This window comes from Pseudomonas sp. Larv2_ips (genome assembly GCF_963879675.1).
Taxonomy (GTDB): Bacteria; Pseudomonadota; Gammaproteobacteria; order Pseudomonadales; family Pseudomonadaceae; genus Aquipseudomonas.
Genome location: NZ_CAWOAW010000013.1, coordinates 100,576 through 113,424, shown reverse-complemented (window position 1 = coordinate 113,424; position 12,849 = coordinate 100,576). Strand labels below are relative to the sequence as shown.

At 60.2% G+C, this 12,849-nt stretch carries 12 protein-coding genes; 10 read left to right on the top strand and 2 right to left on the bottom strand.

Going from position 1 to position 12,849, the window contains the following annotated elements; translation table 11 throughout:
- Positions 1 to 253 precede the first annotated feature (253 nt).
- Positions 254 to 2,275, top strand: a complete 2,022-nt coding sequence (locus tag AACV02_RS04955; protein ID WP_119737166.1) for an LTA synthase family protein — start codon at positions 254 to 256, stop codon at positions 2,273 to 2,275.
- On the opposite strand, the gene AACV02_RS04950 is transcribed toward AACV02_RS04955, so the two are convergent.
- The gene (locus AACV02_RS04950; RefSeq protein ID WP_119736798.1) at positions 2,276 to 2,650 is read right to left on the bottom strand and encodes a c-type cytochrome; all 375 of its coding nucleotides are present in this window, start codon (positions 2,648 to 2,650) and stop codon (positions 2,276 to 2,278) included.
- Between the two features lie 178 nt (positions 2,651 to 2,828).
- On the opposite strand from AACV02_RS04950, the gene AACV02_RS04945 reads away from it, so the two are divergent.
- The 8 genes from AACV02_RS04945 to AACV02_RS04910 all read left to right on the top strand — a co-directional run bounded on the left by AACV02_RS04945 (position 2,829) and on the right by AACV02_RS04910 (position 10,741).
- Positions 2,829 to 3,209: a response regulator gene (locus AACV02_RS04945; protein ID WP_106578253.1), complete on the top strand. Its 381-nt coding sequence runs from the start codon at positions 2,829 to 2,831 to the stop codon at positions 3,207 to 3,209.
- A 194-nt stretch (positions 3,210 to 3,403) separates the two neighbouring features.
- Positions 3,404 to 4,018: a biliverdin-producing heme oxygenase gene (locus AACV02_RS04940; protein WP_119736796.1), complete on the top strand. Its 615-nt coding sequence runs from the start codon at positions 3,404 to 3,406 to the stop codon at positions 4,016 to 4,018.
- Positions 4,015 to 6,258, top strand: a complete 2,244-nt coding sequence (locus AACV02_RS04935; protein ID WP_119736794.1) for an ATP-binding protein — start codon at positions 4,015 to 4,017, stop codon at positions 6,256 to 6,258. Before AACV02_RS04940 ends, AACV02_RS04935 begins: the two co-directional genes overlap by 4 nt.
- Before the next feature lie 234 nt (positions 6,259 to 6,492).
- Entirely contained in the window at positions 6,493 to 6,684 is a 192-nt protein-coding gene (locus tag AACV02_RS04930; protein ID WP_106578250.1) for a hypothetical protein, read from the top strand.
- A 107-nt stretch (positions 6,685 to 6,791) separates the two neighbouring features.
- On the top strand, positions 6,792 to 8,687 hold the full coding sequence (locus AACV02_RS04925; RefSeq protein ID WP_119736792.1) for an alkaline phosphatase D family protein: 1,896 nt from the start codon (positions 6,792 to 6,794) through the stop codon (positions 8,685 to 8,687).
- 191 nt (positions 8,688 to 8,878) lie between these two features.
- A complete protein-coding gene (locus AACV02_RS04920) occupies positions 8,879 to 9,220 on the top strand; it encodes a type II toxin-antitoxin system RelE/ParE family toxin (RefSeq protein WP_119737164.1) in 342 nt (113 codons plus the stop codon).
- A gap of 9 nt (positions 9,221 to 9,229) precedes the next feature.
- The gene (locus AACV02_RS04915) at positions 9,230 to 9,523 is read left to right on the top strand and encodes an XRE family transcriptional regulator (protein WP_119736790.1); all 294 of its coding nucleotides are present in this window, start codon (positions 9,230 to 9,232) and stop codon (positions 9,521 to 9,523) included.
- A 204-nt stretch (positions 9,524 to 9,727) separates the two neighbouring features.
- Positions 9,728 to 10,741 (top strand): sensor domain-containing diguanylate cyclase, encoded by a 1,014-nt coding sequence (locus AACV02_RS04910; RefSeq protein ID WP_119736787.1) that lies wholly within the window; start codon positions 9,728 to 9,730, stop codon positions 10,739 to 10,741.
- Positions 10,742 to 10,769: 28 nt separating this feature from the next.
- On the opposite strand, the gene AACV02_RS04905 is transcribed toward AACV02_RS04910, so the two are convergent.
- Positions 10,770 to 11,798 carry an amino acid ABC transporter substrate-binding protein gene (locus AACV02_RS04905; protein ID WP_106578247.1) on the bottom strand — a complete coding sequence of 343 codons (1,029 nt, stop codon included), beginning with the start codon at positions 11,796 to 11,798 and terminating at the stop codon, positions 10,770 to 10,772.
- Positions 11,799 to 11,942: 144 nt separating this feature from the next.
- On the opposite strand from AACV02_RS04905, the gene AACV02_RS04900 reads away from it, so the two are divergent.
- Complete coding sequence (locus AACV02_RS04900; protein WP_119736784.1) at positions 11,943 to 12,836, top strand: LysR substrate-binding domain-containing protein; 894 nt, start codon at positions 11,943 to 11,945, stop codon at positions 12,834 to 12,836.
- Positions 12,837 to 12,849 lie beyond the last annotated feature (13 nt).

The window sequence follows — 12,849 nt, the reverse complement described above, 5'->3', positions numbered from 1 at the left end:
TCGCGGGCAAGCCCGCTCCCACATTGGAGTGGTGTCGTTTTGGAAATTGGGAAGGAGCGATCAAATGGGGTCGATCCGCTCCTGGCGGGCTACTGCGTAGTCACCCGGTTAATGCAACTCAAACTGTGGGAGCGGGCTTGCTCGCGAATGCGGCGTGTCAGGCAACCACGCTGGCACTGAAGCACCGCTATCGCGGGCAAACCCGCTCCCACATTTGCTGTGTGGTGTTTGTGAGACTGAGTAGAGGTCAATGATGGGTGTGTTGCAATCACGCCGCCTGCGCTACGGCATGGGCGCGATCGGGTTGGTATTTGCGTTGCTGGCGGCTCTGCGGCTGGTGTTTTTGATCAGCTTTTCCGGTCTGGATTTAAACACTCCGGCGCTGGCGGAGACCCTGGGCATCGGCCTGCGTTTCGACCTGCGCCTGGCCGTGTTGATCATGTTGCCACTGGCCGTGCTGGCCTGGCTTCCCCGCTGGAACCTCACCACCCTGCCCGCCCTGCGCTGGCTGGCGCGCGGCTATCTGGTCGTAGCCCTGGCCGTCGTCGGCCTGGTGTATATCATCGACTTCGGCCACTACGCCTACCTCGGCGTGCGCATCAACGCGACCGTGTTGCGCTACCTGCAAGACGCACAGATTTCGCAACAGATGGTGTGGGAAACCTACCCGGTGCTGTGGATAACCGCCTGCTGGCTGGCCGCCGTGGCGCTGTGGGTATGGGCGTTGGTGTGCCTGGAGCGATTGACCCTGGATCGCGAACCCACAGTCATCAGCAAATGGGCCGTGGCTTGTGTGGCCGTCGTCGGCGTTGTCGCCGTGCTGCTGGCGCTGCTTGGCCGCGTGGCCAACCTCAACCTGGAAAACCCGGTGCCGCTGCGCTGGAGCGATGCGTTTTTTTCCGGCAACAGCCAGGTTGCCGCCGTGGGCCTGAACCCGGTGCTGTTTTTGTACGACACGCTCAAGGTCGGCCAGGCGCAATTCGATGAAGCCACAGTGCGCGAACATTATTCGCAGGTTGCCGAGTATCTGGGCGTTGACCAGCCCGATCCCCAACAACTGAATTTCACCCGCGAACAAGGCGTGCAACCCTACCGTCTGCAAGGCGAGCGCCCGCCCAATGTGATTTTCGTGATGCTCGAATCCCTCGGCACCAGCGCCGTCGGTGCCTACGGCAACCCGCTGAACCCCACACCGAACCTGGACACGTTGGCAACGCAAAGCTGGTTCTTCAAACACTTCTATGTGCCCGTCACCGGCACCGCCAAAACCGTGTGGGCGAGCATCACCGGCGTGCCCGATGTGACCCGCCAGGAGACCGCCACGCGTAACCCGCTGATCACGCGGCAGCACACGTTGATCAACGCGTTCGAGGGCTACCAGAAGTTCTACATGATCAACGGCAACGCTGGCTGGGCGAATATCAATGCGCTGATCCGCCAAAGCATCGATGGCGTGCAGCTGTTTGACGAAAGCTACTGGCGCTCACCGCGGGTGGACGTGTGGGGCATCTCTGACCTGGACCTCTTCAAGGAGGGCGACCAACTGCTGCGCGCCGTGCCCAAGGACAGGCCGTTCTTCGCTTACGTGCAAACCTCCGGCAACCATCGCCCGTTCACCATTCCCAAGCAGAACGACGGCTTCCAGGTCAGAGACGTGACCCTGGAACAGGCCCAGGCCGCTGGCTCGCGCAGCGTCGAGCAGTACAACGCAGTGCGTTTGCTGGACTTCAACATCGGCCGCCTGATGGACATCGCCAAGGCCGGCGGCTGGTACGACAACAGCATTTTTGTGTTCTTCGGCGACCACAACACCCGCATCAGCCAGATCCCGCACATGGCGCCGGCCTTCGAGCAACTGGGTCTGGAAAGCAACAACGTACCGTTGCTGATCCACGCGCCGGGCCTGCAACCACGGGTGATTGAAGAGGCGGTGGGCCTTGCGGATTTGTTGCCGACAGTCGCCGGCATGGCAGGCATCCCCTTTCGCACTGGCGCGATGGGCCGCGACATCCAGCAGCCGGCCCCGGAAGGCGAACGTGTGGTGCCACTGGTGTTGCACGAGGGCACGTTCCCGATTATCGGCGGCGTGACTCAGGACTTCCTGTTGCAGATGCAACACGACGGCAGTTCACCAACCCTGCATGACCTGGCGTCGCAAACACCTCGCGAAGACGTGGCCGAGCAGCACCCTGAGGAGTTTCAACGCCTGCAGGGCCTGACGCGCGGGCTGCATGAAAGTGCGCGGTTGATGCTGTTCAGGAACGTGCGCGAGTGATCATTTGGGCTGGAAGGTTTCGAGGTAGGCCAGGATGTCTTCGATCTTTTGCGGGTCGCTGATGCCCCAGAAGATCATGCGCGTGCCGCTGACGACTTTTTTTGGCGCCTCGATATAGGCGGCGAGTTTGTCGCGGGTCCAGACCACCCCCGAGTTTTTCATCGCGTCGGAGTACTGGTAGTCCGTGGTGGTGCCGGCAGGGCGGCCGATGATGCCGTTAAGCTGCGGACCGAAGCCGCCGCGCGCGCCTTCGCCAATGCTGTGGCAACCACCGCAGGTCTTGCTGAAAAGCTTACCGCCGGCCTCGGCATCACCTGCCGCTAAAGCCGGGCCGGTGGTGAGAGTCAGGGCGAGGGTCAATAAGGCGTGCTTCATGAAGGCTCCACATCAGGCAACGGTGGGGCGATTATGCCTGCAAGCGACGTATGCCGCTGCGGGCAACGCCTTCCTGACCGCTCTAAAACGACCATCCATCGCCCGGAATATATCCAATCGAACCTATTCACGCCCGCCCCACTCCACCTTACTGAACCCTGATGGTGGAGTAAGGATCATGGCTCAGCCATCGATTTTAGTGCTGGAAGACGACGAGATCATTCGCTCGTTAATGGTGGATGTACTGGAGGATTTCGGGGCGCACGTCACGTCATTTCCTTCGGCGGATGAAGGGATGATTTACCTGGAGCGCGGCGACGACCCCGTGGATTTGATTGTCAGTGATATCCAGATGCCCGGTTTGCTCAATGGTTATGACTTGAGCAAGGTGGTGGCGCATCGCTGGCCGTCTGTGCCCGTGGTGCTGACCTCCGGCAATATCAAGCTGGCGGCGCAGTTGGGCGGCTCCGTGCGTTTTTTACCCAAGCCGTGGAGCGCCGAACACCTGGTTGAGTGCGTACAAACGGCGCTGAACCAACAGGGTATGTCCCTGCACTGATATCGCCGCGATATCACTGAAAGCGAACTTGAGGTGCTTTTCCGTGGTCATTAATCACGCAAGGAGTGACTTTTCTGATCCGCCGGTCAGCCTTTTCGCCTAGTGCGCACAGGTGATGGCAATGAGTTGTGTAGAATCGTCGCCCATTTACAGCGTCATTCATGGCCGAAAGGCCCACAGTTCGAGCTCATTGAATGCATTCACAGGCCCCTGACGTCAGTGCGCCCTCATTGCTGGAAGCGTTACGTTCAGGCACTGGCTTGCTGCATGTGGCGCTGGAAAAACGCCTGCCGTTTTTTTCCGAGCGTCTGGATGCCGACTGGTACCGACGATTGCTTCAGGCGTACTACGGTTTTTATGAGCCGATGGAAGCCGCGCTGTATGACAGTGGCTTGATCCCCGATGGATTTGATACGTCATTGCGTGTGAAAACGCCCACACTCCTGCACGATCTTTACGCCCTTGGGTTGACTGACGACGCCATCACCGCCCTGCCCCGTTGTTCCAGCCTCCCCCTGTTCGAGACCCCTGCTGCCTGCCTCGGTGCCCTCTATGTACTGGAAGGCGCAACCCTGGGTGGCCAGGTGCTGCGCCGGGAAATGGCCCAGCGCCTGGGCATCGACGCCGAACACGGCGGCGCGTTTCTCAATGTGTACGGCGCCGAGACCGGTCGACGCTGGAAAGACTTTCTTGATTACCTGAGCCGCCAACCCCTGGATGCGCACGCCAAACAGCGCGCAGTGCAGGCAGCTTGTTCGACATTCAGCGGCTTCGAGCATTGGCTCGTCAGCCAGGAGGTACTGCTATGAAACCCGAAGATTTTGAAGAACTGCTTGCCAACTGTGCCGACGAACCCATCCGCACCCCCGGCGCGATACAGCCCCATGGCGTGCTGTTGACGTTGTCGGAGCCGGACCTGCGCATCATTCAGGTCAGCGCCAACGTTGGCAGCCTGTTCGGTCACACGCCCGAGTCGCTGCTGGGTCAGCCGCTGCACACGCTGATGGGCGCAGAACATGCTCAAGCCGTGCAGACCATGGCTGAACACAACACGTTTTCCGACGGCCCAGCGCTGCATGTTGCCTTCAACGGCGCGCAATTCGAAGGCCTGCTGCACCGCCATCAAGAGGTGCTGGTGCTCGAATTCGAACCGCGCCTGGAAGATTTCAAACCGCGAGCCCTGAAGGGTCGCACCAGCGATCTGGGCAAGATGCTGCAACGCCTGCAGTCAGCGAAAACCCTGCAAGCGCTGTACGAAATCAGCGTGCATGAAATCCAGGCCATCACCGGCTATGACCGGGTGCTGATCTACCGCTTCGAAGAGGAAGGCCATGGCCAGGTGATCGCCGAAGCCTCGGCGCCGTCCATGGAGCTGTTTAACGGGCTGTTCTTTCCGGCGTCCGACATCCCCGAGCAGGCCCGCGAGCTGTACCGCACCAACTGGCTACGCATCATCCCGAATGCCGCCTATGAGCCCGTGCCGTTGCTGCCCAAGCTGCGCCCGGACACCGGCCAACCGCTGGACCTGAGCTTTGCGACCCTGCGCAGCGTGTCGCCGATTCACTGCCAGTACATGCAGAACATGGGCGTGCTGTCGTCCATGAGCATCTCCTTGATGGCAGGCGACAAGCTCTGGGGCCTGATCAGTTGCGGTAACCGCGAGCCACTGCTGGTGCCCAATGACCTGCGCCTGGCCTGCCAAACCATCGGCCAGGTGCTGTCGTTGCAGATCAGCGCCATGGAAGCCCTGGACCTGAGCCGCCAACGCGACGAAAAAGTCGAGGCCCTGGCCCTGCTTGATCGCGCGATGAAAGCATCCGAACAAAACGTGTTCGACGGCCTGGCCCAGCAGCCGCAAGTCCTGATGGACCTGACCCTGTCGGGCGGCGTGGCAATCATCGAGGACAAACAGTTGCACCGTTACGGCAACTGCCCGCAGCCCGAGCAGATTCGCGCGCTGCACGCATGGCTGCAAGCCAGCGGCGAACCGGTGTTTTCCAGCCACAACCTGACCTCGGTGTACCCGCCGGCCGCCGAGTTCCAGCACGTGGCCAGTGGCGTATTGGCCATGAGCCTGCCAAAGCCTGTGGATAACGGCGTGCTGTGGTTTCGCCCGGAAGTCAAAGAGAACATCAACTGGAGCGGCAACCCGGACAAGCCGTTGAATCTGGAAGAGTCAGACGCTGGCTTGCGCCTTCGCCCACGGACCTCGTTTGAAATCTGGAAAGTGGAAATGGCCGGCATCTCCACCAAATGGAGCCATGGTGACCGGTTTGCTGCCAACGACCTGCGCCGTTCAGCCCTGGAAAATGACCTCGCCCGCCAAGTGTTGCGCGAACAACAAGCCGTACGCGCGCGCGATGACCTGGTGGCCGTGGTGTCCCACGACCTGCGTAATCCGATGACCGTTATCTCGATGCTCTGCGGCATGATGCAAAAGGCGTTCAGCTCCGAAGGCCCGCACACTTCGCGACGTATTTCTTCGGCGATCGACACCATGCAACAGGCCGCAGGGCGCATGAACGTGCTGCTGGAAGACTTGCTCGACACCTCGAAGATCGAGGCGGGCCGTTATGTGGTCAAGCCGGTGGTGCTGGACGTCAGCCAGATGTTTGAAGAAGCCTATGCCCTGCTCGCGCCGCTGGCGATGGAGAAAGGCATCGAGCTGTCGTTCAACGCGGAACCGGGGTTGCAGATCAACGGGGACCCTGAGCGCCTGTTCCAGGTGTTGTCGAACCTGATCGGCAACGCCATCAAGTTCACCCCGCGCCAGGGAAACATCGGCGTGAGCGCCATGAGCAATGACGAAGAAATCGTGTTTTCGGTGCGCGATTCCGGCGAAGGCATTGCGCCTGAACAGTTACCGCATGTGTTTGATCGCTACTGGACCCAGACCGAAAACAACCCGACCGGCAGTGGTTTGGGGCTGTACATCACTCAGGGCATCGTCCAGGCCCATGGCGGCCAAATCGACGCGCACAGTGAGGTCGGCCGGGGCAGCGAGTTTCGCTTTACGGTGCCCAGGGGAACTGAGGGGGTACACCCCTGACAGCGGCAAGTGCACTTGATGTGGCGAGCGGGCTTGCTCTCCACATCAGGCCGGCTGGCGATACCGGCAGCACACCACCCTGGCGCTGGGCGTCTCGCCCGCCACGGATTGGTGGCCGGTGGCCTTGTCACGTTTTGACCCAACGCGTGTATAGCCGCGCCAGCCAAGGCTTTGTAAGTTCTGTGCGCGTTCGCAACGCAACAACACTTTCCTGGCCTTACCGAGCACACCCCAATGGATTTTTTTCTCAGCGCTAACCTGAACTACATCAACACTATCCAGCTGACCAACGCCACGCCGCCCCCACAACCGCCGAAGCCAAGCTCCGATCAGGCGGCAGCCACAGGCCTGAGCGGCGCAAATGCCCCAGACAAGGACAACCGCTCAGGCAACCTGGAAAGCCTGGGCAAGGGCAATCTGCTCTAGCCTATGCAAGGCGGGGGCAAGCCATCCCGCCCCCGCCATCCCTTAACAAAACACTGACATCCGGTGGGTTAACCTGCCGGCCTTTCCTGCACAGAGTTCTCATCCCTATGCTTGAAGCAGGCACACTGCCCGCCGTTCTTGCCGGGCCGCTGTTACGGCGGCTGGAGCCTCGCCGCCTGGTGTTGTGGTTAGTGGCAAGCCGTGAACTGTCGCCGACCTTGAGGCTGCACGTTGCCGAACACAGCCGCGATATCCGCCTGGATCAAGGCCAATGCCAAGTCGTGCCGGTGGGGCGCCACGCTTTCATTCACCTGCTCGACGTGGCGCTGGACGACGCCCTGCCGTTGGACGTGGTCATCGGCTATGACCTGCTGATCGACAACCTGGGCATCGCCGAGTGGGCGCCGCACCTGCTGTATGCCGACGCCCGGCAGCCGAACTTCGTGCTGCACAGCCGTATCCACCAGTTGGTACACGGTTCCTGCCGCAAACCGCACCACCGAGCCGACGACGGCCTGCTGTGCATCGACCGCCTGCTGGCCGACGCACACACGCCAGCCGAACGCCCGGCCTTGCTGATGATGAGCGGTGACCAGATCTACGCCGACGATGTCGCCGGCCCGATGCTGCGCGCGATTCATGCGCTGATCGCGCGACTGGGCCTGTTCAACGAATACCTGGAGGGTGCGGTGGTGACTGACAGCGCCAGCCTCTACGGGCACCGCGCCAGCTATTACCATCGCGCCGACCTGCTCCCGGCGCTGGACAGCAACGAGACCCTGCGCGAGCGGTTTTTTGGTGGCGTCAAGAAGCCGATTTTCACCAGCAGCACGGCCGACAATCACCTGGTGAGCTTTGCCGAGGTCATTGCAATGTACTTGCTGGCCTGGTCGCCCACGCCCTGGCAATTGATCACGCCCCAACCACCGCAACTGAGCGTCGAAGAGCAGCAGCGTTACGCCCGCGAACAGGTGCCCATTGATCAATTCCGACACGGGTTGCCGGGCGCCGCACGGGTCTTGGCTCACTTGTCGACGCTGATGATCTTCGACGATCACGACATCACCGACGACTGGAACCTCAGTGCCCAATGGGAGGAAACCGCCTACGGCCACCCGTTTTCCAGGCGCATTATCGGCAATGCCCTGCTCGCCTACCTGCTGTGCCAGGGTTGGGGCAACCAGCCAGATGTATTTGCTGAGCTGCTGAGCCAAACCCAGGCACTGGCCAACCAGGTTAAAGGCAACCATCTGGACGCCGCCCTGCAAGATGGCCTGCTGGCAGCGCTGCTGAAATTCCAGCACTGGCATTACGTGCTGCCCACCACACCGGCCCTGGTGGTGCTCGACACCCGTACCCGCCGCTGGCGCAGCGAGTTCACCCTCAAGCAGCCCTCCGGCCTGCTGGACTGGGAAGCCTTGAGCGAGCTGCAACAGGAACTGCTGGACCACCCCTGCGCCATCATCGTCTCGCCCGCGCCGATCTTTGGCGTCAAGCTGATCGAAACCGTGCAGAAGGTGTTCAGTTGGTGCGGCTACCCGCTGCTGGTAGACGCCGAAAACTGGATGGCCCATCGCGGCGCCGCCCAGGTAATCCTCAACATCTTCCGCCACTCGCGCACGCCGGGTAACTACGTGATCCTCTCGGGCGACGTGCATTACTCGTTCGTCTACGAAGTGCTCATCCGCCACCGCAACGGCGGGCCGAGAATCTGGCAGATCACCAGCAGCGGCATCAAGAACGAGTTCCCCCCACGCCTGCTGGAATGGTTCGACCGCCTGAACCGCTGGCTCTACTCACCACGCTCACCGCTCAACTGGTTCACACGCCGCCGTACCATGCAGGTGGTGCCCCATATTCCGGAACATGCCGAAGCGGGCGAACGGCTGTGGAACTCGGCGGGCATCGGTCAGGTGTTTTTCAACGACCACGGCCAACCGGAGGCGATTTACCAGCACAACGCCGATGGAAAGCCTCGGACGAGGATGCTGGCGCCGGAGTAAATTTTCTTACACATGCAAAGCCACACTCGCACTCACTTTGCGGAAAAATCATAAGCACCTGTTTTTGCTGTAATTTTCAGAAAACCTTCAACATCCATCGCTCACAAAAAAAAGTGCCAGGCTCTGACCGCTTTTCGCGAAAAGCTTCATCAATCGTCGATTGCCGTATGAACCTATTTTGGTGCACTCTTGTGAACGACTTACCTCTCATGTTGAGCGTCGCGTTTTTCCGGACGCAGGCTGGCAACGAGCCGGTGCGTGAATGGCTGCTGGAACTGCCAAGGGAGTCACGCAGACTCATAGGCATTGACATCAAAGCAGTCCAGATTGGATGGCCGCTGGGAATGCCGCTGGTTCGAAAGCTGGAGCACAGCCTTTGGGAAATACGAAGTGACCTCAATGAGAACATTGCACGGGTCATTTTTACGTTAGTTGACCGCGAAATTGTGTTGCTGCACGGCTTTATCAAAAAGAGCCAGAAAACGACGTCAGTGGACCTGAACACTGCCAGGCGTCGTAAGAGCAAGCTTTGAGGGACCACCATGAATAAACATATCGGCTCAAACTTCGATGATTTTCTCAGTGACGACGGGCTCATAGAAGAAGTCTCCGCTGCCGCATTGAAGCGTGTTATCGCCTGGCAGTTGGCGCAAGCAATGAAGGCACAGAAAGTCAGCAAGAAAGCGCTGGCAGAACGTATGCACACCAGCCGCACTGCTGTGGATAGGGCGCTGGATCAAAACGATGCCGGCATGACTCTGGCAACCCTGGCGAGTGCTGCAAGAGCTTTGGGCCAGCGGGTGGAAGTACGGCTTTTACCGAACACCAATACATGACCGGTGATGACGTGAAACTCAGCCCACGTAAATTCAGCAAATAGTGTTGCACTGCAGCATAGATGGCTCATAGCCATACATCTAAAGCAGCACAGCCGCCCTATTCAAACCGCGCAAGTCCCGATGTACAGTAGCGCCAGCCACGGAGTATCGGCGTCAACGAAGACTGGCCTTATAAACCAGCACACGCAGGGAAGCGCAAAGATGGACGATACCTCCGGCAATAACCCGCTGCGCAATGACTTTTCCGAACTCAACGCCGACATGTTGCATGCCGTCATGGAACTGGTCAGCGATGGCATCTGGGACTGGAACGCCAATACCGGCTTCGTCTACCGCAACCCCGGTTGGTACGAAATGCTGGGTTACCCCCGCCACTCCCTGGAAAACACTGTGTTCACCTGGGAGAGTGTGATCCACGCCGAGGATTACCCCCGCGTGATGGCCGTGTTTGATGACTACATCAATCAGCGCGCCCCCCATTACCAGGCCGAGTACCGCTGCCGAAAAGAAGACGGCAGCTACCTGTGGATCGAAGACCGGGGCTACGTCATTGCACGTAACCCTGACGGCTCGGTAGCCCGCATGGTCGGCGCCCACCGCGATATTCACACCCGCAAGAACTCCATCGAACAGCTGCAAAAGCGTAATCAATCGCTGGAGGCTCTGGTGGCCGAACGCACCCGTGAATTGTCTCGGGTCAATCAGCAATTGCAATTGCAGCTGGATGAGAACCGCTCCCTGGCCGAACAGGACGCCCTGACGCGTATCGCCAACCGGTATCGCCTGGAAAAAGTGCTGCTGGAGGAATGTGAGCGCGCCGAGCGCTTCCGCGTGCCATTGGCATTGGTGGCCATGGATATCGATGACTTCAAGCCGATCAATAACCAACACGGCCATGGCGTCGGCGACAGGACCTTGATTCGGGTAGTGGAAAACCTGGAAGCCTGTGTGCGGCCCGGTGATTTGCTGGCGCGCTGGGGCGGTGACGAGTTTATGGTGGTGCTACCCAAAAGCACCCTCGATTCGGCCAAGCAACTGGCCGAAAGCGTGCGGCAGAAAATCACCGAGATCCCTGCCGTGGGCGATTTCAAAGTGACCCTGAGCCTGGGTGTGGTCGAGCGTCGTATGGGTGAGGCCCCTGCCGCCTTGATGGCACGCGCCGATCAAGCGCTGTATCGATCCAAGGCGGCGGGAAAGGACGTGGTGTCGGAGTAAATACAGCGGCCGCACCGGCTTGGCGTGATCAGCGCACCGGCGGCGCGTACTGGATGCCGCCGTTGCTCCACAAGGCATTGAGCCCACGCTTGATCTTCAACACGCTGCCCTGGCCGATATTGCGCTCGAACACTTCGTCATAGTTCCCCACTTGCTTGACGATCTGCACCACCCAGTCCTTGCGCAGTTTCAAGTCTTTGCCGTAATCGCCGTCGGCACCCAGCAGCCGCGCAACGTCGGGGTTCTTGCTGGATTTGGCCTGCGCTTCGACGTTCTGCGAGGTGATGCCCATTTCCTCGGCATTGAGCATGGCGAACAGCGTCCATTTGACGATGCTGAACCACTCGTCATCGCCTTTGCGCACCAGCGGCCCCAGTGGCTCCTTGGAGATCACTTCCGGCAACACCACGAACTCATCCGGGTGAGCCATCTTGATGCGTTGCGCGTAAAGACCCGACTGGTCGGTGGTCAACACATCGCAGCGCCCGGCTTCGAGACCCTTGGCGCTTTCGTCGGCGGTGTCGAAGGTGATTGGCGTGTACTTCATGCCGTTGGTGCGAAAGTAATCCGAGACATTGAGCTCGGTGGTGGTGCCGGCCTGGATACAGATAGTCGCGCCGTCGAGTTGCTTGGCGCCGGTCACCCCCAGCTTGTTGTTGACCAGAAAACCGATGCCGTCGTAATAGGTGACGCCGGTGAACACCAGGCCCATGCCCGAGTCACGGGAACTGGTCCAGGTGGTGTTGCGTGAGATCAAGTCGATTTCGCCGGACTGCAGCGCGGTAAACCGCTCTTTGGCCGTCAACTGGCTGAACTTCACTTTTGAGGCGTCGCCGAACACCGCCGCGGCGACGGCGTGACACACGTCTACATCGATGCCGGTCATTTTGCCGGTGGCGTCCGGCACGCCGAAGCCCGGCAAACCGTCACTGACGCCGCACTGGATAAAGCCTTTTTTCTGGATTGCGTCGAGGGTCACGCCGGCGTGGGCACTGCCCGCCAGGCCCACGACCGCGGCAGCGGTGAGGGCGGCCAAGGTGGTCTTGAGGTTGTTCATGCGAGGCACTCCCTGTCGATCTTTATTATTCGGCGCCGCACAGCCCGCGCCGGTTTATAGTGTGGCCGCGCAGTATCGACGGCTTTACGCCCCTGTCACAAACGACCTTTAGGCAAAGGCTCCTTCCGATTTGGAATGAACTGCATGATCTCTAAACGCTTGACCCCTTCGATGACCGCCCTGCAGTGCTTCGAAGCCGCCGCCCGCCATCTGAGTTTCACCCGCGCCGCCCAAGAGCTGCACCTGACCCAAAGTGCCGTGAGCAAGCAGGTCGCGCAGCTCGAAGAGATGCTCTGCCACAACCTGTTCGAGCGCGTGCGCCAGCGTCTGTACCTGTCGCCAGCGGGCTCGTTGTACCTCGCCGAGGTCCACAAGATTTTGACTCAGGTGGACATTTCCAGCCGCTACATCCTCACCTACGGCGGCGAGACCGAAGTGCTGCGCATCGCCACCCAGCCGACCTTCGGCGACCGCTGGCTGGTGCCCAAGCTCAAGGATTTTGCGGCCAGATATCCGAACATCCACCTGGATGTGCGCAACGAGCTGGAGCCCTTCGACGTGTTGCAGGCCAAGGCCGATATTGCGTTTTTCTTCGGCCAGGGCTCTTGGCCGGGGGCGACGTGCATCGAGCTGTTTCGCGAGGCCGTGGTGCCGGTCTGCGCACCGGGGTTTGTCGCCGAAGGCAGCGATGCCTCCTCGCGCCACACCTTGCTGCAATGCACGTCACGCCCGCAAGCCTGGCATGAGTGGTTTCTGGAGCAGGGCCTGCATTCGCAGAACAGCTATCACGGGCCGCGTTTCGACACGTTCTACATGTGCATTCGCGCAGCGCAGTCGGGCTACGGCGTGGCGTTGGTGCCGCAGTACCTGGTGGCCGAAGAGTTGGCCAATGGCAGCCTGATGACACCCTGGGATTACACGATGCCCAGCGCCGGCGCGCACTTTATCGCGCATGCCGAACACGCCGGCGAGGTCCCTAAGGTGAAAGCATTCTTGAACTGGATGGTGGACTACTTAAAAGCACATCCCGACTTTTAATAATGACCCGGCG

What these genes read in the sequence shown, in the direction of transcription:
- AACV02_RS04955 (WP_119737166.1), top strand. Translation starts at nt 254, where the DNA reads ATGGGTGTGTTGCAATCACGCCGCCTGCGCTACGGCATGGGCGCGATC.
- AACV02_RS04950 (WP_119736798.1), bottom strand. Translation starts at nt 2,650, where the DNA reads ATGAAGCACGCCTTATTGACCCTCGCCCTGACTCTCACCACCGGCCCG.
- AACV02_RS04945 (WP_106578253.1), top strand. Translation starts at nt 2,829, where the DNA reads ATGGCTCAGCCATCGATTTTAGTGCTGGAAGACGACGAGATCATTCGC.
- AACV02_RS04940 (WP_119736796.1), top strand. Translation starts at nt 3,404, where the DNA reads ATGCATTCACAGGCCCCTGACGTCAGTGCGCCCTCATTGCTGGAAGCG.
- AACV02_RS04935 (WP_119736794.1), top strand. Translation starts at nt 4,015, where the DNA reads ATGAAACCCGAAGATTTTGAAGAACTGCTTGCCAACTGTGCCGACGAA.
- AACV02_RS04930 (WP_106578250.1), top strand. Translation starts at nt 6,493, where the DNA reads ATGGATTTTTTTCTCAGCGCTAACCTGAACTACATCAACACTATCCAG.
- AACV02_RS04925 (WP_119736792.1), top strand. Translation starts at nt 6,792, where the DNA reads ATGCTTGAAGCAGGCACACTGCCCGCCGTTCTTGCCGGGCCGCTGTTA.
- AACV02_RS04915 (WP_119736790.1), top strand. Translation starts at nt 9,230, where the DNA reads ATGAATAAACATATCGGCTCAAACTTCGATGATTTTCTCAGTGACGAC.
- AACV02_RS04910 (WP_119736787.1), top strand. Translation starts at nt 9,728, where the DNA reads ATGGACGATACCTCCGGCAATAACCCGCTGCGCAATGACTTTTCCGAA.
- AACV02_RS04905 (WP_106578247.1), bottom strand. Translation starts at nt 11,798, where the DNA reads ATGAACAACCTCAAGACCACCTTGGCCGCCCTCACCGCTGCCGCGGTC.
- AACV02_RS04900 (WP_119736784.1), top strand. Translation starts at nt 11,943, where the DNA reads ATGATCTCTAAACGCTTGACCCCTTCGATGACCGCCCTGCAGTGCTTC.